General features: G+C 40.4%; 21 protein-coding genes. 8 read left to right on the top strand and 13 right to left on the bottom strand.

Annotation, left to right across the window (positions count from 1 at the left end; all coding sequences use genetic code 11):
- Window positions 1–2: 2 nt before the first annotated feature.
- Complete coding sequence (gene ltaE, locus L3V41_RS07235) at window positions 3–1,010, top strand: low-specificity L-threonine aldolase (RefSeq protein WP_237127444.1); 1,008 nt, start codon at window positions 3–5, stop codon at window positions 1,008–1,010.
- Here ltaE and L3V41_RS07230 read toward each other — a convergent pair.
- The 10 genes from L3V41_RS07230 to L3V41_RS07185 form a co-directional block, all read right to left on the bottom strand.
- Window positions 993–1,577 (bottom strand): thymidine kinase, encoded by a 585-nt coding sequence (locus L3V41_RS07230; RefSeq protein ID WP_062568177.1) that lies wholly within the window; start codon window positions 1,575–1,577, stop codon window positions 993–995. The two genes, ltaE and L3V41_RS07230, sit on opposite strands and share 18 nt — an antisense overlap.
- A gap of 87 nt (window positions 1,578–1,664) precedes the next feature.
- On the bottom strand, window positions 1,665–2,345 hold the full coding sequence (locus tag L3V41_RS07225) for a hypothetical protein (protein ID WP_237127443.1): 681 nt from the start codon (window positions 2,343–2,345) through the stop codon (window positions 1,665–1,667).
- Window positions 2,346–2,527: 182 nt separating this feature from the next.
- Window positions 2,528–2,995: a methylated-DNA--[protein]-cysteine S-methyltransferase gene (locus L3V41_RS07220; RefSeq protein ID WP_209438171.1), complete on the bottom strand. Its 468-nt coding sequence runs from the start codon at window positions 2,993–2,995 to the stop codon at window positions 2,528–2,530.
- A gap of 2 nt (window positions 2,996–2,997) precedes the next feature.
- Window positions 2,998–4,347 carry an AlkA N-terminal domain-containing protein gene (locus L3V41_RS07215; protein WP_237127442.1) on the bottom strand — a complete coding sequence of 450 codons (1,350 nt, stop codon included), beginning with the start codon at window positions 4,345–4,347 and terminating at the stop codon, window positions 2,998–3,000.
- Between the two features lie 91 nt (window positions 4,348–4,438).
- Window positions 4,439–5,050, bottom strand: coding sequence for a superoxide dismutase (locus tag L3V41_RS07210; protein WP_237127441.1), 612 nt, complete (start codon window positions 5,048–5,050; stop codon window positions 4,439–4,441).
- Window positions 5,051–5,065: 15 nt separating this feature from the next.
- A complete protein-coding gene (locus tag L3V41_RS07205; protein ID WP_237127440.1) occupies window positions 5,066–5,572 on the bottom strand; it encodes a hypothetical protein in 507 nt (168 codons plus the stop codon).
- Between the two features lie 111 nt (window positions 5,573–5,683).
- On the bottom strand, window positions 5,684–6,169 hold the full coding sequence (locus L3V41_RS07200) for a GNAT family N-acetyltransferase (RefSeq protein ID WP_062567990.1): 486 nt from the start codon (window positions 6,167–6,169) through the stop codon (window positions 5,684–5,686).
- Window positions 6,170–6,301: 132 nt separating this feature from the next.
- Window positions 6,302–9,412: a CusA/CzcA family heavy metal efflux RND transporter gene (locus L3V41_RS07195; protein ID WP_237127439.1), complete on the bottom strand. Its 3,111-nt coding sequence runs from the start codon at window positions 9,410–9,412 to the stop codon at window positions 6,302–6,304.
- Between the two features lie 9 nt (window positions 9,413–9,421).
- The gene (locus tag L3V41_RS07190; RefSeq protein ID WP_237127438.1) at window positions 9,422–10,531 is read right to left on the bottom strand and encodes an efflux RND transporter periplasmic adaptor subunit; all 1,110 of its coding nucleotides are present in this window, start codon (window positions 10,529–10,531) and stop codon (window positions 9,422–9,424) included.
- 76 nt (window positions 10,532–10,607) lie between these two features.
- Window positions 10,608–10,985, bottom strand: a complete 378-nt coding sequence (locus L3V41_RS07185; protein ID WP_237127437.1) for a hypothetical protein — start codon at window positions 10,983–10,985, stop codon at window positions 10,608–10,610.
- A gap of 169 nt (window positions 10,986–11,154) precedes the next feature.
- On the opposite strand from L3V41_RS07185, the gene L3V41_RS07180 reads away from it, so the two are divergent.
- The 7 genes from L3V41_RS07180 (at window position 11,155) to L3V41_RS07150 (ending at window position 17,718) form a co-directional block, all read left to right on the top strand.
- Window positions 11,155–12,015: a cation diffusion facilitator family transporter gene (locus L3V41_RS07180; protein WP_237115629.1), complete on the top strand. Its 861-nt coding sequence runs from the start codon at window positions 11,155–11,157 to the stop codon at window positions 12,013–12,015.
- Between the two features lie 64 nt (window positions 12,016–12,079).
- Window positions 12,080–13,150 carry a PepSY-associated TM helix domain-containing protein gene (locus tag L3V41_RS07175; RefSeq protein WP_237127597.1) on the top strand — a complete coding sequence of 357 codons (1,071 nt, stop codon included), beginning with the start codon at window positions 12,080–12,082 and terminating at the stop codon, window positions 13,148–13,150.
- Between the two features lie 42 nt (window positions 13,151–13,192).
- Window positions 13,193–13,528: a DUF3703 domain-containing protein gene (locus tag L3V41_RS07170; RefSeq protein ID WP_237115630.1), complete on the top strand. Its 336-nt coding sequence runs from the start codon at window positions 13,193–13,195 to the stop codon at window positions 13,526–13,528.
- A gap of 151 nt (window positions 13,529–13,679) precedes the next feature.
- Entirely contained in the window at window positions 13,680–15,815 is a 2,136-nt protein-coding gene (locus tag L3V41_RS07165) for a TonB-dependent receptor (protein ID WP_237127436.1), read from the top strand.
- A 211-nt stretch (window positions 15,816–16,026) separates the two neighbouring features.
- A complete protein-coding gene (gene bfr, locus L3V41_RS07160) occupies window positions 16,027–16,500 on the top strand; it encodes a bacterioferritin (protein WP_054552096.1) in 474 nt (157 codons plus the stop codon).
- Window positions 16,501–16,511: 11 nt separating this feature from the next.
- A complete protein-coding gene (gene bfr, locus L3V41_RS07155; RefSeq protein WP_054552095.1) occupies window positions 16,512–16,976 on the top strand; it encodes a bacterioferritin in 465 nt (154 codons plus the stop codon).
- Between the two features lie 310 nt (window positions 16,977–17,286).
- On the top strand, window positions 17,287–17,718 hold the full coding sequence (locus L3V41_RS07150; protein ID WP_237115633.1) for a helix-turn-helix transcriptional regulator: 432 nt from the start codon (window positions 17,287–17,289) through the stop codon (window positions 17,716–17,718).
- 34 nt (window positions 17,719–17,752) lie between these two features.
- On the opposite strand, the gene L3V41_RS07145 is transcribed toward L3V41_RS07150, so the two are convergent.
- The 3 genes from L3V41_RS07145 to L3V41_RS07135 all read right to left on the bottom strand — a co-directional run bounded on the left by L3V41_RS07145 (window position 17,753) and on the right by L3V41_RS07135 (window position 19,381).
- The gene (locus L3V41_RS07145; protein WP_237127435.1) at window positions 17,753–18,208 is read right to left on the bottom strand and encodes a hypothetical protein; all 456 of its coding nucleotides are present in this window, start codon (window positions 18,206–18,208) and stop codon (window positions 17,753–17,755) included.
- A 109-nt stretch (window positions 18,209–18,317) separates the two neighbouring features.
- Window positions 18,318–18,785, bottom strand: coding sequence for an HIT family protein (locus L3V41_RS07140; RefSeq protein ID WP_237115635.1), 468 nt, complete (start codon window positions 18,783–18,785; stop codon window positions 18,318–18,320).
- Window positions 18,786–18,973: 188 nt separating this feature from the next.
- Entirely contained in the window at window positions 18,974–19,381 is a 408-nt protein-coding gene (locus L3V41_RS07135) for a GFA family protein (protein WP_237127434.1), read from the bottom strand.
- Window positions 19,382–19,446: the final 65 nt, after the last annotated feature.

Below are 19,446 nucleotides of genomic sequence, written 5' to 3'. Positions count from 1 at the left end.
AGATGATCGACTTTCGTTCAGACACAGTAACTAAACCTACAGCACAGATGCGCGCAGTTATGAATGACGCTGCTGTCGGCGATGATGTTTATGGCGACGACCCAAGTGTTAATCAGCTTGAGCAATATGCTGCTGAGCGTCACGGTTTTGAAAGTGCGCTTTATTGTAGCTCAGGTACGCAAGCTAATTTACTGGCACTAATGGCACATTGTGAGCGTGGCGATGAATACATTTGTGGTCAACAAGCACATAATTACAAATTTGAAGGTGGCGGTGCTGCTGTTTTAGGTTCTATTCAACCGCAACCTATCGAAAATAACCCTGATGGCACCATAGATTTAGACAATGTAGTGGCTGCAATTAAAGCAGATGATTTTCACTTTGCAAAAACCAAATTACTGAGCTTAGAAAACACCATTGGCGGCAAAGTACTCCCGCTTAGCTACCTTAAACAAGCAAGAGAATGTGTAAATAAACATAACCTTGCTCTGCACTTAGACGGGGCCCGTGTGTATAACGCCGCGGTTAAGTTAGGGGTTGATATTAGGGAAATCACCCAATACTTTGATTCAGTGTCTATTTGTTTATCAAAAGGGTTAGGCGCCCCTGTGGGTTCATTATTATTGGGTAACAAAGCACTGATTGATAAAGCGCGCCGCTGGCGTAAAGTGCTCGGAGGTGGTATGCGCCAAGCGGGTATGCTTGCAGCCGCAGGGCAATATGCACTTAAGCATCACGTAGCACGACTTGCTGAGGATCACAATAATGCGGCTTATTTAGCACAGCAGTTAAATTCGTTAGCGGGTTTTGACACATCATCGTTTCAAATTGATACCAACATTGTTTACGCAAATGTTGATGAAAATATCGATTTAAACGCCATGGTAATAGCCCTGAAAAAACAGGGCATACTATTTTCAGCAGGTAAACCACTGCGCTTAGTGACCCATTTAGATGTCACTAAGCAGGATATTGATAGCTTTATTTCGGCGTTATCGGCCGAGATTTAACGCTTCTTTATAGTGTTTGCGGCATACCGACACATAGCGGTCGTTGCCGCCAATTTCTACCTGATTACCGTCGGCAATTGCATTGCCCTGTTCATCTGTGCGCAGTACATGATTCGCTTTACGGCCACAATGACACACCGTTTTTAGCTCAATGAGTTTATCTGCCCAAGCAAGTAGATATTGCGAGCCACTAAATAACTCACCTCTAAAATCGTTACGCAAGCCATAACAAAGTACCGGTATACCTAATTCATCAACCACATCAGTCAGTTGCATAACTTGCTCTTTTGATAAAAACTGACATTCGTCAACTAAAATACAGTGACGCTTTTGTTCGGCATGCAACGATTTAATCAATTCAAATACGTTTTTATCCGCATCAAAAATATGTGCATCAGCTTGTAAACCAATTCGCGATGACACTTTACCCACCCCTGCACGATCATCAATTGCCGCAGTTAAAATAACGGGTTCCATACCTCGTTCACGGTAGTTAAATGCAGATTGTAAAAGTGTTGTCGATTTTCCTGCATTCATCGCAGAATAATAAAAGTACAGCTGTGCCATGAGGTTGCCCATAAAATTAAGTCGCAATATGCTACCTTAATCACGCCGTAACATCACCCTTTCCTTTGCGTTTTAAAGTGCAGTGTTTTAATCGGTCACGTTTAGATGAAGAAGTTGAGCGTAATGAGAGGAAATAGGTTGTTTTGCTAGCTGCTGCCACACTAGTTTAACCACATTTTCATGTTTTGAATAAAAGTTGTTTGAAAAAGCTAAATAAGCCGTTGTTGTATTAAGCGGCGGAAACACAGGCGCTAATTTATGTTTATGGTATACAGACAAATCAACTTTGTTATTACCGATTTCGCATATTGCTAGCGTTGCATCTGCGTTTCCTGCTATAACTTGATTCACCGCATCTTGTTGCGTAAATGAGTACTCTATAAAAAATGTTTCTTCACTTGCAGCATCACCTATAAATAATCCATTTGGCACAACAAGTGAGAACGCTTTTCGTTGAAACACTTCCCGCGCCCCCCACTTGGTATGAAGGCGCCTATTACCAAGTAAACATTGGCTAAACCGTGTTAGTGCAAATTCGCTAATAGGTTGCTTATTGTTATTAACAGGAAAAGCCGCATAGCTTAACTTTTCGTGATTAAATGCGCTTAGATGAGCATCCATTTCGCCTGTTTTTATTGCTTCGATACAAGATTGCCGTGTTTTTTTGTGCAAAATAAAATTTATCTTAGCAAGGCTATCGTCAATACGTTTTAAAATGTTGAATTGGGTCTGCGCTGCAAAAATGGGGATTTCATGCCGAGCGTTCAAAAACAGTGGCGCTTTCGCAGAATCGGCATAACAAATATTGATAGTCTGTATGCTTCTGGCTTGCGAATAAAATGTGGCAAACACGGCAATGGCTACTACACACCTAATATAAAATAACGTCACTGTGATAATAAACTACGAATTTAGTAAATTAATACCAGTGTAGAAGCCAAATTTAATTTTTACAAAATGCCTTCGTGCCTAAGCAACCACTCTTTTCTACTAAGTCCACCAGCATAACCAGTTAGTTTACCATTTGCGCCAATAATTCGATGGCATGGCACAATTATACTGATGGGGTTTTTGCCATTTGCCGCCCCAACTGCACGCACTGCTTTTGGGTTATTAATTGCCAGCGCAATATCTTGGTAGCTCTTGCTTGCGCCAAATTCAACGTTCATTAATGCACGCCATACTTGCTTTTGAAAGTCTGTGCCTTTGGTATCAAGCGGCACAGTAAACGCAGTACGATCACCGTTAAAATATTCATTCAGCTCGCTAATACAGATTAAAATCGGTGTCAGTGTATGTTCATTCACCTCTTCTGTTTGCATAATCTCAACTGGGTAAAAGCCTACATAGCTAATACCCTTCGAAGTACTTTGGATGGTGATGTTGCCAATGGGGCTTGGCATAATAACTTGTTGCATGCTCATAGTTGCTGCCATAGTTGAAAAGTTAAATATGAACGAAAAGGTGCGCATCGCTCACTATCAAATTCGCTTACGCCAGCGAGGGCTTTTTTAACCCCTAAATCGCCAGCCAGTAAAATATCAGGATGGCTTTGACCGCGCAGTTTGGCGTAATTTACTGTCCATGGGCCAATACCTTTTAGTTCTAGCCAATAATCAAGTTCTTGATTATCTGGGTTTTGATAACAGTAAGCACTTAAACGCCTAAGCGCATCTTTACGCGCCTGTGGCATTTTAAAAAAATCGAGCTCTGAGTTAGCGACCCACTCAGGGCTTGGAAAATAGTGAATGTTGCTGTGCTGATTAAACTCGTTCACAAGCTGCGTCACTAGATTATGAGCAGCCGTTACACTTACCTGCTGACCAAGGACTGCGCGAATACCTGCTTCATAGTCTGACCAAATCCCAGGTAGGCGCAGCCCTTCACTTAGCGGCATAGCACCTTTAAGCTCGGCATTTAAATGCAGCTCTATGGTGTGTGTATCGGCATCCAAATCTAGCACACGTCGAATATTGTTGATCACTTGCTGTAAATAACGGGTGTTATCAATATCAATGGCCACTTTAAAGTGGTTTTTATGCTCAACAAAATGTGCGGTAAATTGCCCTTGGCAATGTTTGTCTTTAAAGGTTCGACCATAGCTCGTTGCAGTTAGCCATTCGAGGCCACTAATCAATCGGCGCTGTAAAAAGCCATGGTGTGCCTGCCAATTATAAGGCGGCCTAAAAGCCAGTGTTAAATTTAATGTCGCAGTTGGCTTTTTATCTGACTTGCGCAGCTTGGACGGGGCCATATTTAATTGCTTCAAAAATGCATCATTAAAGCGTCGGATACTATTAAAACCTGATGCAAATGCAATATCTGCCATCGACAAATCGGTTTCTTGTAATAGCTGCTTGGCAAAATTGCATTGATTAAATAATCGATATTGGGTGATCGAGAGTCCAAAGTATTGATTAAACAAACGACGTAAGTAACGACTCGACACCCCTAGCCTATCGGCTAACAGCTCACAATCGTAGGCTTCACCTTTATCTATGAGTTGCTTAGCACGTAAAGCGGTGGTTTTGGTTCCTAACCATGCAGAACTATTGGGGGCACTGTCAGGGCGACAGCGTATGCAAGGTCTAAAACCAGCTTGCGCGGCTAAATGCGCGTATTGGTAATACTCAACATTTTTTTCTTGCGCAGTCGGTGCGGGGCAAATAGGTCTGCAATAAATGCCCGTGCTTTTAACAGCAACAAAAAATACGCCGTCAAAACGAGCGTCACGGCTTTGCCTCGCTGTTTGCCATTGTTGGCTAGTCATAGTTATTCTCGTTATTCGCTAATATGGTTAGCTTAACTGAATAATTTTTTTTGACTAGCCAGTTTCGGACCTTAACCTATTTGATTAATGTTTATTTAGTTGCTGCTAAATATCGGCGCTCAACTTCAGACCAATTAATAACCTCATAAAATGCTGCGATGTATTCAGGACGTCGATTTTGATATTTCAAATAATAGGCGTGTTCCCATACATCGAGGCCCAGTATAGGTGTGTGATTATGCATCAGAGGGCTATCTTGATTTAGGCTACTTTCAACAACAAGCTGGTTGTTCTTATCAACACATAACCAAGCCCAGCCACTACCAAAGCGACTAACCGCTGCATTTGTAAATTGCTCTTTAAACTTATCAAAGCTACCGAATGCTTCAACAATCGCTGTATTTAATTCACCACTTGGCTGGCCACCGCCGTTTGGTGTCATTACTTGCCAAAATAATGAATGATTATAGTGACCGCCCACATGCTCTTGCACCGCTTTTTGTAATGGCTCAGGAAGTGAGCCTATGGTACGAAGTAACTTTTCAGCATCCTGTTCACTATAGTGGCTGCCTTCTAATGCCGCGTTAGCTTTATTGATATAAGTTTGATGATGGAGTGTATGATGAATTTCCATCGTTTTCGCATCTATATGTGGTTCAAGAGCTTCATAGCTGTATTCTAATGTCGGTAATGTGTAAGCCATCATGTTTCCTTATCATTAATGAAGTAACTGTGTTTTGTGAGAATGATCACTCAATACATGATTTATGCGTGTGATCAATTCAGGAAAATCTGCGGACATTTGGGCAAATTTAACCAATTCAAAATAGGTTTTGTGATGATGATGCAGAACTAGATGCCGTATTTTTTCATTGGGATGGCATAACACCAAACTAAGCTTTTGATGAGCATGGCATAACCAATTACATGCTTTTTCTGGTTGACCCATCACTTTAAACGTATCTGCTAAGTTATGCGTTGCAACAACAAACGCTGGGAAGCAATGTGATAGTGAATCCGCCACTGTGTGGCTGTAGGGTATATTCGTAAACTGCGCCATTAATGTCTCTGCAATATTTGCAGCGACTGTATAGTGGTCACGGGCAACAACTAAGTCCCCACATTCAAAAGATAAATTACCTTCATAAATTGCCTTTTGCCATGGGGCAAGTGCATCGTCAATTGGTTGATATGTTGGCGCTGTGTGGGATGTTGTTTGAGTCATAAAATCACCTGCACTTAAAACCTGTGTGTTTAAACTACACACAGAAAAGATTAAATGCAAATGATTTTTATTTATACTTTAATTTGTTTTTACAGCTAAAACGAATAGCTTTTATTGATGCGCAAAATCAATCAGCTCTTGACCTGTTAAGCGGTAGATAATCCACTCATTTTGTGGTTTAGCACCAATGCTGTCATAAAAATCAATAGCAGGCTTATTCCAATCAAGAACAACCCACTCAAAACGACCGCAGTCTTTTTCGAGTGCTTGTTTAGCAAGGTATTGCATAATTTGCTTACCCGCACCTTTACCACGGCTATCTGAACTGACGTAAAGATCTTCTAAATACAAACCATTTTTGCCAAGCCACGTCGAGTAATTATAAAAATACACTGCAAAACCAATTGGCGTATCACCCTCTAAACAAATAACACTGTGAGCCGTTGCGCCTTCACTGAATAACGTCTTTAAAATAGCTTGTTCGTCTGTTTTAACTGCGTCAGGCTCTTTTTCGTAGATAGCGAGCTCGGTAATAAAATGTAGAATTGTTGCGGCATCACTTGCTACTGCCGGACGGATTGTAATTGCGTTACTCACTCTGTATTCCTTTTTACATCATTATTGTAACGCCCAGTTTATAAGGGCTTTAGCATAGTGTAAACGCCCTTTACAGAAATACAGTGCATTAAAAATGGGGCAACTAAACGTTAGCCCCATTTTGCTTTATTTTTATTTACTCATCGACTTATAAAGTACCGGAAGTACAAATAAAGTTAAGAAGGTTGCACTGACTAAACCGCCAACAATAACAGTAGCGAGGGGCTTTTGAATTTCAGCCCCTATTCCTGTACTGAGCAGCATCGGAATAAGCCCCAGCATTGAAGTAAGCGCAGTCATGAGTACGGGTCTTAGCCGTGAAACAGCGCCTTCAAATACCGCTTTATCTTTGCTATCGCCAGCGCTAACTCGTTGGTTAATGCTTTCAACCATCACTACACCGTTCAATACCGCAACGCCAAATAAGGTGATGAAACCAACGGAACTAGGTACTGATAAATATTGTCCAGTGACATACAATGCAATCACCCCACCAATCACAGCCAAAGGAACATTGACAAGAATAAGCACCACTTGCGATAAGTTACTAAAGGCAAAATAAAGCAATAACGCAATGAGTAACAAGGCCACAGGTACTACAGTCATCAGCCGCTGTTGTGCCCGTTGCTGGTTTTCGAACTGACCGCCAATAGCTACACTGTAACCACTTGGCAGCTGCATTTTATCAGCAATTGCAGCGCGTATATCGGCAACAACTGACCCCATATCTCGTCCCTGCACATTCGCTTGAATAACCACCCGCCTTTGCACATCATCGCGACGAACTTGTGGAGCGCCTGACTCAATCTGTACATCGGCTACATCTCCCACCCTAAGAATGGCCCCCGCAGGAGTTCGCAGTCGAAGATCAGCAATCACATCCGGGTTTTGGCGATAGCTTTTTGCTATGCGCACATAAATATCATAGCGCTCATTAGCATTAATAATTTGCCCTGCTGATTGCCCACCAATACCATGCTGGACTACATCCATTAAATCAGCCACCGATAAACCAAAGCGCGATAATGCTAAACGGTTGGGTTTGACTATGAGCTGTGCTTCACCGCCTATTTGCTCCATCGCGACATCTTTAGCACCAGGTATTTGCTGTACCAGTTGTTCAATTTGTTGACCTTTTTCACTCAACACCGCCAAGTCACTACCGAACAACTTGATTGCTAACTGCGCTTTAACACCCGATAAAAGCTCATCAACTCGGGTAGCTATAGGCTGTGAAAAATTGAACAAAAGTCCAGGGAATTGCTCAAGCTTGGCTTCCATTAGCTGTTGCAATTCAACACGCGTTTTCGCATTTACCCATTTCTCATGCGGCTTTAAGCCTAAATAGATTTCTATGTTGTTAACCGGTTCAGGATCGCCCCCCACTTCAGCACGACCGATTCGGCTCAGCGCATATTCCACTTCGCTAAACTCAAGCAACATGGCTTCAAGCTTTGGTGCAACTGCAATTGCTGTATCAAGGCTTGCAGAGGGAGCAAGTGTCACACGTAGGTTAATAGTGCCTTCTTCAAGCTCTGGCACAAACTCAGTACCCAGCTTTGGTAGCATAACGGCCGCTACAATAAGCAATAACCCAGCAATAGCTAAAACGCTGCGTTTAGCGTGCAATGCTTTTTGTAAAGCCCGTTGATAAAGCATATCGATTGGTTTTAATAAGATGCTTTGCTTTACTGTCACGCCCTTAGCAAATAAGTACACACACAGAGCTGGCACAACAACCAAGGCAACAATCACAGCGCTAATAATCGCCAGCATAATACTCACAGCCATTGGCTGAAATAACTTAGCTTCAACACCTTCAAAGCTAAACAGCGGTAAAAATACCGTTAGAATAATCAAAGAGGCAAAAAAGATTGGTCGTGAAACTTCTTTTGCAGCAGTAGCAACAAGCTCGGCAGGTGATTTATGTTGATTGTTTTTCAATCCTAAATGTCTAAACACATTCTCAACCATCACCACTGAGCCATCTACCAGCATACCGATGGCAACAGCAATACCACCTAACGACATTAAGTTTGCCGATAATCCAAGCCATGCCATTACACTCAGTGCTAAGCCAATCGAAATAGGGATCGACAACAGCACCAAAAATGTTGCTCTTAAATCCAACAAAAATAGCGCTAATACTATGATAATAAATATAAAAGCTAAAAGCAGTGCATCAATAACCGTTTGTACCGCTTGGCTAATAAGCTCTGCTTGGTCGTAAATTGCTTTAAATTCAACTCCCTTTGGCAGTGCTTGATTTATCATCTCGACACGTGCGTTGATGCCATCAATCGTTTGCTTGGTATTAGCACCCATTCGTTTGAGCACGATGCCGGTGACCACCTCACCACGATTGACTATTTCGCCTTTTTCATCACGTTTAGACAAGGTGACAGCACCTTGACGAATTTCACTGCCAAGTTCAACATTCGCAACATCTGCCACTTTAACGACCGTACCATCAATTGTTTTGATAGGCGTTTGTGCAATCTCAGTAAGCCCCTTTTCGCCTGGGGTAAACCAACCTGTACCTCGGATAACAAGTTGTTCTTGACCACGGTTCATATACCAGCCACCGACATTGCTGTTGTTAGCATCTAGCGCATTGCTGACATCTTGTTGTGTTAAGTCATAAGCTAATAACTTATTGGGGTTTAAATTTACTTGATACTGCTTTACCTCGCCGCCAAATGACAAAATATCGGTCACACCATCAATGGGTAAAATAAGTAATTTAACAACCCAATCATTTAAACTACGCAGTGCCATGCTATCAATGTTTGCACTCGGCTTTGCTTCAAGTAAATACTGATAGACTTGTCCAAGCCCTGAAGTGTTAGGGCCCATGGTTGGCATACCTACACCAGTTGGGATCAGCTCTTTAGCAGATTGCAAACGTTCAAAAACAAGTTGCCTAGCAAAGTAAATATCAACGCCTTCTTTAAACACCACAGTGACGCCCGATAAACCCGTTTTAGAAATAGAACGAACCTGTTCTACATCGGGCAGTGCATACATCACGGCTTCTATCGGGTATGTGATCAGTTGCTCTACTTCTTCAGCCGCGAGCCCTGGCGCTTCAGTGTTAACTGCAACTTGCACATTGGTCACATCAGGAAACGCATCTAGATTTAGTTTTGGGATCATAAATGCACTCACTGCAATTGCAGCAAGCAAGGCCAACACCACCAGTAAACGGCTCTTTATCACCGCCTCTATTAATAAATTAAACATGCGTCACCTCTAGTGGTTATGCGGATCGAATCCGCCTTTAGCTAGCTGTGAGGCAATAAAAAAAGCACCCTGCGTGACAACTTCAAGCCCTGCTTCAATATCAAACACTTCGCGATAATCACCAAAACTTCGACCTAGGGTCACTTCTTTTGCGATAAAGCCACCATCATCATCAACAACGAACAATTGCCAGTCACCATCGGCACTGCGTATTAACGCATTTTCCGGTACGGCAAGTACCGCTTGCTCTGTTTCAAAATGGAAGTACACATCCGCAAACATGCCAGGATGCAAACTATGTTGCGTGTTTTTTACTTCGAGCCTAACTGTTCGCGAGCGTGTTTGTTCATCAATCGTATGCGCTTCTTGAATAACTGTTGCTTGATAGCGATGGCCGTTTACTTCTAACAGCGCCTTAGAACCATTACTGATAGTACGGTCTTGATTAGCTGAAAGCTGTGCGGCAACCCAAAGCGCTGATTCATCGGCAATCAGCATCAGCTCAATCCCCGAATCAACACGCTGACCTTGAGCAAAGTTATCAGTTAAAACAGCACCCGATGTTTGTGCAAACAAGGTATATTCACCGAGCTTTTCAGGCGCTATGGTGAGTGTTTGCGCAATGGCTTGTTTCGATAAACCAATGGCAACAAGTCGGCTATAGGCGACTTCATATTCGGCTTTAGCGGTCAGGATTTGCTTTTCGCTCAGTGTGCCGCGTGTCATTTTAGTGACTCGTTGCCACTCAGCTTCTGCTAATCTAAATTCAGTTTGTTGGCTGGCAACTTCACCGCTAAATAAGGTGACTAAAGAATCTCCTTTATTTACGTGTTGCCCCAGCAAGGCATGGCGCTTTACAACAATTGAATCAACACGCGGTGATACCACATAACTGGCATAGCCATTGGCTTTAATTTCACCTGGGGCATACAAGGTTTGATTGTGTGTTTTTAGTACAAGGCGTTCAACTTTTATATTAGCCAGTTGCTGTTGTTGCTCAGTTAAACTGACTTCATTAGTTTGTTCAGCTTGCTCATTTTCTTGGTGATCATGCTCCAGCTCTGAAGCATGATTATTTGTCACATACATAAAACATACGCACAGCAATGCGTAACGCATAAAATTTCTTAAATACATATATTGTCTCTTACTTAAAATGGGCTAAGCCCAAATAAAATCTAAAAAGGGTTTTGGATTAAGTAAGAGCAAAAATTGGTGGGCGATGTAGCGGTGCTAAGTCAGCCGATTTGAAATTTAAATCGAGTGATTCTATTTTAGTGAAATAGACATCAGTAGGCTCAGACAGGTGTAGCGTATCTACAAATGCAGGGCTGTGACAAACGTGACAATGGCCTTTCTCAGCTGAGTCAGATAACTGTTTTGCAAGCTCGGCATGTTCAGCTTGGTGTAGCTGATGATCGCCATTGACAGCGCAATGGGCTTCAAGGTCGATTTCTTCTGATAGTAGTACCGAAGCCTGATTAAACGCAGCATTATGATCGGCCACATCAAAGCTATCCAGCAATGGCTGGAGCAATAATACGCTAATCAAAATAAACAATGCAGCTTTCACACAGAACCTAAAATTAAACCTAAAAATTGGTACAACGGCGCTAAATTAACAAATCCACCTGCTTTTGAACAGTAAATTATTCGTGTACGCAAGTAAATGATTACAAACATTTCAAAACGCGTATTCGCATGATATAAAAATAAAGCAAATCAATAACTCGGTAATTTTTATGGGACACGGACACCACCATCATCACGATACAAATAACCAAAGCACCCGCCAACTCATGCTGGCTGTTGCGATTAATGTGTTATTGACTGTCGCTCAGGTGATTGGCGGACTTGTTTCTGGAAGCTTATCCTTAATTGCCGATGCATTACATAATTTAAGCGATGCGTCGTCACTCTTTATTGCTTTGATTGCGCGTAAAATTGGTGCAAAACCTGCTAATGACCGCTACCAATATGGTTATAAACGCGCCGAGATCCTTGCAACTTTATTTAACAGCCTAAGTTTAATTGTGATTGGTGGTTATCTGATTGTTGAAGCCATCTCCAACTATTTAAATCCTCAGCCCATTGACGGCTGGATCGTCATTTGGGTTGCGGGTCTTGCGCTTGTTATTGACCTAGTCACCGCCCTATTAACTTACAAAGCGGGTGCAAAAGACAGTATGAACATTCGTGCTGCGTTTATTCATAACATTTCGGATGCAATGGCTTCGGTGGTGGTGATAATCGCCGGTACCTTAATCATTTTGTATCAGTGGTATATTGTTGATTTAATTGCCACTATGTTGATTTCTATGTATGTCATTTATCACGGTATTTTACTGTTAATTGCGAGTAGTAAAATTTTGATGCAAGCAGCCCCTGATAATTTTAACAAAACAAAAACTATCACTGGGCTTAAAGCAGAATTTGCAATCACTGATGTTGATTACCTTAAAACATGGCAGATAGATGACCATCACATTCATTGCGAGCTTAAATTTAGTGCTAAGCAAAACATCAATAACGATGAAATTCGTCACTTTTTACATGCTAATTTTGCCATCGAAAGCTGTACCATTGAACAAGTTTTAGTGTAAATGTTACGCGTTATCATTTACCATTCAGTTTTGTTTTAACAGCAAACTGAAGGAACAAACCTTGTTGAAGTTGTGGTTACGTCGTACACATTTATTGCTTGCCTTAATAAGCGGTTTATTTTTAATTTGTTTAAGCATGACCGGTGCCTTGCTTATTTACGCAAAAGACATTCAACACCTCACTCAAAGCGATAAGTGGACAGTTACCCCAGCAACATCAACACTTGATTTTGATAGCCTTATCAAACACGTTTCAGCTTCAACTGAGCAACCCGTTACCCTGCTAATGCCAGAGCAGCGCAATGACCTTGCGTGGCAATTACAGCTTGCCAATAACCGTTACGTGAGTGTTAACCCTTACACTGGCCAAATTTTATATGAATACGATTACTACAGCACTATTTATGGCTTTACCATGGCTTTGCATCGTTGGCTGCTTTATGAAGATGGTGATAAAAACCGCCCTTTAAGAAACTGGGTATCTGTGTGCGCGCTCATTCTTATTATTGAAATTTTGCTTGGCTTTTATATCTGGGTTAAACCAAAAAATCGTATGAAACGCTTGGCTATTAAGCGTAAAGCAAAGTTTAGAGTATTGATGTATCAGCTACATACCGTTCTAGGCGTATATTTTTTAATTCCACTCATTTTAATTGCCTATACAGGTATGGCGTTTAACTGGAAAGAACAAACAAAAGCCGTATTAGAGTTTGTGATGCAAGGCACTGTTGAAGACAGACCTAAACCTCCGGCGGTGATCCCTCCTTCAGAGAACGCGCCTCATCAAGTTCAAAAAGCATTTGATAATGCGCTAACCGTATTTCCGAAAGGTCAGTTATTTAGAATTTACTTACCTAAAAAACCAAGTGACAACATTGGTTTTAGGATAGAGAACCCAGGTGAAAGTCATGCTTATAGTTGGGTATGGGCAAACCCATATTCAGCGGATATTGTCACAAGTTATGATGCTAGTAAAAGCTCTTGGACCACACAAACATGGAACTTTAAATATAAGTTTCATATAGGTGATTTTGCAGGACCGATTGTGCAGTTACTGTGGTTAATACTTGCTCTTTCACCTTTATTTTTTGTGGTTTCGGGCGTTTACTTTTGGTACAAGAGGCATAATAAGTAGCAAGCTTTTAATCTTGATTGCTCTTTTTCATATGGACTGATTATGAAAACTAAACTCAAAAACGCATTCAATTACGAAATGCTGCAGGCAAAATCAGCATACAGTAACGGCGAATACACGCAGGCTTTTACACATCTAGAAAGAGCACATATTCTAGGCCAGTCTTATATTATTCCTCACACATTATCGCACTGGTGGATGTGTAAAATTGGTTTTAAAACACATAATAACAAAGAAGTTATCGGCCAGTTTATGCGCATTTTTGCATCGGTTATATTTTCTCGTTTATGGGTTCCTAAGGGAAATACAGGGGGAACTGACGTTAATCCATTTAAAGTAATGCCAGTACCTGAGGACTTAAAACAGTACCTAGACTAATTCACTACCCAAGGTACTAGTAACTATATTTATATTTTATTTCTTACCTATTATTGCAAATCATTATCATTACTCTTGCCTTTACACTTCTTTACATTTACACTTCTGCCCCACTAAACAGTCTATTTATCTTTTTTTAACAAGGACAACCATGTTAAGAACGTCGTTAACACTTATTGCACTGGCAGTAAGTAGCTATTCTTTCGCTGATGACTCAATCAATAAAAAATTAACCGCTGAAGAAATGGAGCACGTTGTTGTTTCTGGTAGCCGCGTATTTGAAAGCATCGATGAAGTTCCTGCGTCAATAACCATTATTAACCAAAAGCAAATCGAAGAGCATTTAAAAGTTAATCCAGAACTACAAAGTTTACTATCACAGATGGTTCCAGGACTTGCACCAGACACAAATAGTTCAAGTAATACGGGTCAGAGCTTACGTGGTCGTGCTCCACTGGTTATGATTGACGGTGTGCCACAATCAACACCACTTAGAAATGGCTCATTAGGCGTTAAAACTCTCGACCCTAGTGCCATTGCTCGCATTGAGGTAATTAAAGGTGCTACATCGGTATATGGTAATGGCGCATCAGGCGGCATTATTAACTACATCACTAAGCAAGCTAGCAGCGATGGTAAAACAGAAGGTGAAATCAGCCTATCGTCACGTTTTAGTGCAGTTAAATTAGAAGAGAGTGCAGGTGCACGAATCTCAGCAGCAATTAATGGTCGTGCAGATAAATTAAGCTACTTATTTACAGCTAGTTATGAAGAAAATGGTGTGCAACGTGATGCAGAAGGCGATATTTTAGGTCTTCAATACGGCTTATCTGATGCTGTAACTGAAAACTACTTCACAAAGCTAAGTTATGACTTTGATGACGAAAAGCAACTACAATTTAGCTATAACTACTTCAGCTCACAACAAAAAACTGATTTAGGTGATGTAGTTGGTGATGGTAACAAAGGCGAAAAAACATACGCTATTCACGTACCAAAAGAGCTACAAAAACGTGGTAAGCCGCAGGGTCCTGATGGTAATGAAAACATTACTTTAAAATACACAGACTACGCGTTATTTGAAAACACCCAAATGACCCTTGATCTGTATATGCAAGATATCGAAAATATATTTTTCTTTTCACCAAACCTTGCTAACCCTGACGAGGGTTACGATGGCGGTCAATCAATCATCCGCTCTGAAAAAGAAGGTGCACGCGCTACATTTAACACACTGGTTGATTTTGACACTGTTGAGGCAACATTTATTTATGGTTTAGATGCTTTGAACGATACCACTTCACAACCGCTTGTAGATGGTCGCGTTTGGGTTCCTGAAATGGAAATGGAAAGTATTGCTGGCTTCCTACAAACTAAATGGGTTATCAACAACAACATCATTGTTAAAGCGGGTGTTCGTAAAGAAAGCATTGATTTAACGGTTGATGATTACGACACTTTAAAGCTTTGCCGTTCAGCAACACAATGCTCAGTACCATTGAGTGTTAAAGGCGATACCATTGATTACGACGCTACAACCTACAACATTGGCGTTAAATACAACTTATCGGATGCATTTAGCCCGTTTGCAAATTACTCGCAAGGCTCTGATATTTCGGATATTGGCCGTCTTTTACGTTCTGCAACTGTGAACGATATTGGTTTAATTCAAACTGAAGCTTCAATCATCGATAACTATGAGGTTGGTTTTACATCTCAATTTGATGATGTACGCTTTGAATTTGCTGCTTACCGTAGTACGTCAGAGTTTGGGACAACGAATAGCTTTAATGAAATAACGGGTGTTTATGAGCCTGTACGTGCACCACAAGAGATCTGGGGTTACGAAACAGTCGTTGACTACACTATCAACCCAACATTAAGTCTAGTTGCTACTTACAGCTATGTTGAAGGTAAAAACACAGAAGACGATATCTACCTTGGCTCTCGACAAATTAGCCCACCAAAAGGCACCGCTAACTTAAACTGGCAGCCAAGCGATGAGCTTTCATTAAGTGTGAGCTACCTCTATGTAGGTTCGCGTAAACGCTTTGAACCAAATGCAGATGGTGAGTACGTAGGTGATCAAGGGCCAATTGATAGCTATAACATTTTCAATTTGAGTGGTCGTTACAATTTTGCAGACAATTGGCAAGCATTTATGGGCGTAGAAAACCTCTTTAATAATGATTATTTCCCTGCCCGCGCTCAAGCATATACATATGGTGGCTATAACATTAAAGGTTTAGGCACGACAGTGACACTCGGTGCTAAATATAGTTTTTAGTCTTTGACTGACTATCACTTTATAAGCCCTTTTAGTAAGGGCTTTTTTATTTGTGAAAATACAAACAATAAATTGTTCACAAATCGATCACTAACGCAAACTTAAACGAGAATCACAATCAATAGTAACCACCTGATTTACAAGGAAAAATATTTGCATTCTTGTTTTAATGTACTACAATTATCGCAACTTGGAATTTGAGGACGGCACGATGAAAGGTAACCAAAAAGTCATAGACAGTTTTAACAAACTTCTCGCTAACGAATTAGCCGCTATAGATCAATACTTTATCCACTCTCGCATGTATGATGATTGGGGCCTAAATAAATTGTACGAGCGCCTTAACCATGAAATGGAAGAAGAGAAAGATCACGCAGATTGGCTAATAAAACGTATTTTATTTTTAGAGGGCGTGCCTAACATGACGAAACGTCGTGACCTGCTAATCGGTTCTGACGTGAAAAGCATGATGCAAAACGACCTAACTCTTGAACTTGAAGTCGTTGACTGCGTTAAAGAAGCCATTGCAATTTGTGAGCAAGAGAAAGATTATCAATCTCGCGAAGTACTTGAAAAGCTATTATTTGATACCGAAGAAGATCATGTTTATTGGCTTGAACAGCAACTTGGCTTAATCGACAAAATTGGTAGCCAAAACTACCATCAATCTCAAATGGGCGAATAGAGGCTAAACGTATGAAAGGCGATAAAAGCGTAATTGCAGCATTAAATAAAGTGTTAGCCAACGAATTAGTCGGTATTAACCAATACTTCTTACATGCACGCATGTTTAAAGATTTTGGCTTTTCTAAACTAGACAAAGCTGATTACAAAGTATCTATTCAAAAAATGAAAAACGCTGACCGTCTAATTGAGCGTATTTTATTTTTAGAGGGCCTACCTAACCTACAAGATTTAGGGCGTCTTCGTATTGGCGAAAACTCTGAAGAAATGATCGAAGCAAACATGAGCTTTGAGCTTGACTCATTACCTGATCTTAAAGCAGCTATTAAACTTGCTGAAGAGAAAAAAGATTATATCAGCCGTGAAGCGTTAGATAACATTTTAAACGAGCAAGAAGAACAAATTGATTGGCTTGAGACACAACAACAGCTAATCAAAACCGCAGGACTTGAGAATTACCTGCAATCGCAAATGTGATACTAATTTGATCTACAATAAAGCAGCGCCAGCTGCTTTTTTTATTCTATTACCCTCACCACAACCCAAAACTTAAATACTAGTTAGGCTGAGCAGTTTTAAGTCAAACAGATCAGAAAAATCAGATATCGCTGTAATTGTCGCAATTAAAAATGACTACACGATGAACAAAGTAATGATTTTTATTATCATCTCATTGTTTTCTTTTTAGAAACGGATGCTGCCCTTTTTAAATTTAAAATCAGGTCAAAAATACACCACTAAATACTGACCAATCGCATCTATTACTAACATAAATTTAGGTTAAATAATGAATGATTTAGGTAAACGAGTAGCCCTTTCACCTTCTTCTAACAACTTTAAGGAGTGTGTAGATAAAACCCTAAACGAAGGCATTATTGCCGGCAAAAAAATAACGATGAACTGGCTAGTTGACGCACTCAACTACCCCAATAGAAAAAAGCTAGAACGGGATTTTCGGCGCAACTTAAATACAACTTATCGTGTCTATGTGATGGAAAAACGCTTAGCTGTTGCCATTAAGATGTTAGATGATGAAAAGCTTTCAGTGAAAGCGATTGCACTGTCGAGTGGCTTTAGTAACTCAGCCACATTTTGTAATGCATTTAAACGAGAGTTTGGCTCTGCCCCATCTGTTTACAGAACAGAGCAATTAAAGGAAATTGTTAAAAGCAGTTGCCATATGATAAACACAGATCAGTTAGCAGCTTTTCATTCATAAGTTATTTTTGCGCACTTTATTGGTGCGCATAACCTCATAACTTTTCATATACGCAGCTTAGTTCTGGTTGGCTAAGTGTGTAAGTTATAGTGTTCGAATCGTTAAAGCGTAAATTTTCCACTATGGTTGTAGCATCACTTTCATCATCGCAACGAAAATAACGTTTAGTTCTGACAATGCCGTTAACGAAATATTTCAGTTTTGAACTAACAATACAAAAATTCGGTATTTTTCTCGTACGCGTGCCGTTATGTAAATCACTAAAATCAATAAGAGTGCCTAAATTAAAGCCTTGCGTGGGTTGCTGAACAAGTTTGAAAGAGGCACTTTTGCATAGTTCATTACTTCCCTCATTCGCTTTATAATCACCCTGTTTAGTCTTTATAAGAGATAAGAACTGCGTTTTATTACTTGGTTTCACATCAAGCAAAGCACTTGCAAAAAGCGATGTTGAGAATAAAAAAAGTACTAAATAGGCGTAATATCTCATTAAAAATCCAAAAGCTTATACATGTTCAACTAGCATAGCATGCTGATGATGCTTGTTGAATCTCCTAATAATTTACTTTCATACGTAATAAGTCACAAATTCGTTTGAGTTAAGTAGCTTTTTCACCTCGAATTTTTTTAGCTAGGGTAGCCAGTTCCTCATCACACGCTCTCTCGCAATCGTGTGATGATAAATAACCTTCGTACTTTTCGATAAATGGGCCAAATGTAGGCTCAATATGAGTGAAATCAGACGAACTTCCAGTACCATGCAGCGGGGACAGCTTGCTATGCAAATGATCAATTTCATAGCCTTCCAAAAACATACCCGAACGCCCTACATCTTCAAATGCATCATCAAGAAGAATAGCGACTTTTTTAGTGGCTATTATTAATTTTGATAAATCTTCATCAGTTTGGGCAAAAGCATAGCTAGAGAGGTGTTTTTTCGGAATAACAACTGTCGCACCTCGCGTATTGGGGTAAATAGATAAAAAAGCCAAATGTTCATCATCTTCCCAGAGTTTATGGCATGGCTCTTCACCTTTAACTATTTTACAAAAAATACAATCATGCATCCCAAATATATCCTTATTTAGTTTTCTTATACGACAGACCATAAATTGCAGAGTCCAGCACAACTCCATTAATTAAGTCTTCTGTTAGCTCAAGCCTTGGCTGAAAGATTTAAAGACAGTGCTAACAATATACACTGTATTTGAACTCATTATATTTTCTTATTGTGATATACCATTTATGTTAATTTTTACCGACCAAAACCAATGACCTTTTTGCCACTTAACCCTTTTTTATGCCATTCGGTTTGTTCTTCGCAAAATATTTGCGCATCTAATTCTTTACTTGGCTCTTCGTTTAAGCTGCCTGCAGGCACAAGTAAGTATTTGTTGTCTTGAGATGCAAATGGCAGCGCAGAGCCACAAGTCTTACAAAAGGCTCGTGATAGCGCACGACCAGGGTAATTAAAGCGCGTAATATGATGCTCACCTTTAATCCATTCGATAGCATCGGGTGAAGTAAATAAATTTGCAGCGTGCGCAGTGCCAGATAATTTTCGACATTGCTCGCAATGACAAAAGAAAAAGCGCTTAAAGCTATCAGTTACTTTAAAAGTCACGTCACCGCAGCAACATCCGCCGGTTAGTGTTTTAGTCATCTCTATCTCCTCATTAGCTAAGCCAAAAATTTATAACCTAAACAATGCGCTATTTAAAAATTTTA

Origin of the sequence: Pseudoalteromonas sp. L21, from assembly GCF_021728035.1 — a bacterium.
In the GTDB taxonomy this organism is placed as follows: Bacteria; Pseudomonadota; Gammaproteobacteria; order Enterobacterales; family Alteromonadaceae; genus Pseudoalteromonas; species Pseudoalteromonas arabiensis.
This window is presented reverse-complemented; position numbering and strand designations above follow the sequence as displayed.

Excerpts from the sequence above, each read along its gene's own strand:
- ltaE (WP_237127444.1), top strand. The coding sequence starts at position 3 with ATGATCGACTTTCGTTCAGACACAGTAACTAAACCTACAGCACAGATG.
- bfr (WP_054552095.1), top strand. The coding sequence starts at position 16,512 with ATGAAAGGCGATAAAAGCGTAATTGCAGCATTAAATAAAGTGTTAGCC.
- L3V41_RS07165 (WP_237127436.1), top strand. The coding sequence starts at position 13,680 with ATGTTAAGAACGTCGTTAACACTTATTGCACTGGCAGTAAGTAGCTAT.
- L3V41_RS07135 (WP_237127434.1), bottom strand. The coding sequence starts at position 19,381 with ATGACTAAAACACTAACCGGCGGATGTTGCTGCGGTGACGTGACTTTT.
- L3V41_RS07170 (WP_237115630.1), top strand. The coding sequence starts at position 13,193 with ATGAAAACTAAACTCAAAAACGCATTCAATTACGAAATGCTGCAGGCA.
- L3V41_RS07140 (WP_237115635.1), bottom strand. The coding sequence starts at position 18,785 with ATGCATGATTGTATTTTTTGTAAAATAGTTAAAGGTGAAGAGCCATGC.
- bfr (WP_054552096.1), top strand. The coding sequence starts at position 16,027 with ATGAAAGGTAACCAAAAAGTCATAGACAGTTTTAACAAACTTCTCGCT.
- L3V41_RS07195 (WP_237127439.1), bottom strand. The coding sequence starts at position 9,412 with ATGTTTAATTTATTAATAGAGGCGGTGATAAAGAGCCGTTTACTGGTG.
- L3V41_RS07230 (WP_062568177.1), bottom strand. The coding sequence starts at position 1,577 with ATGGCACAGCTGTACTTTTATTATTCTGCGATGAATGCAGGAAAATCG.
- L3V41_RS07215 (WP_237127442.1), bottom strand. The coding sequence starts at position 4,347 with ATGACTAGCCAACAATGGCAAACAGCGAGGCAAAGCCGTGACGCTCGT.
- L3V41_RS07150 (WP_237115633.1), top strand. The coding sequence starts at position 17,287 with ATGAATGATTTAGGTAAACGAGTAGCCCTTTCACCTTCTTCTAACAAC.
- L3V41_RS07220 (WP_209438171.1), bottom strand. The coding sequence starts at position 2,995 with ATGCAACAAGTTATTATGCCAAGCCCCATTGGCAACATCACCATCCAA.
- L3V41_RS07190 (WP_237127438.1), bottom strand. The coding sequence starts at position 10,531 with ATGCGTTACGCATTGCTGTGCGTATGTTTTATGTATGTGACAAATAAT.
- L3V41_RS07180 (WP_237115629.1), top strand. The coding sequence starts at position 11,155 with ATGGGACACGGACACCACCATCATCACGATACAAATAACCAAAGCACC.
- L3V41_RS07205 (WP_237127440.1), bottom strand. The coding sequence starts at position 5,572 with ATGACTCAAACAACATCCCACACAGCGCCAACATATCAACCAATTGAC.
- L3V41_RS07210 (WP_237127441.1), bottom strand. The coding sequence starts at position 5,050 with ATGGCTTACACATTACCGACATTAGAATACAGCTATGAAGCTCTTGAA.
- L3V41_RS07145 (WP_237127435.1), bottom strand. The coding sequence starts at position 18,208 with ATGAGATATTACGCCTATTTAGTACTTTTTTTATTCTCAACATCGCTT.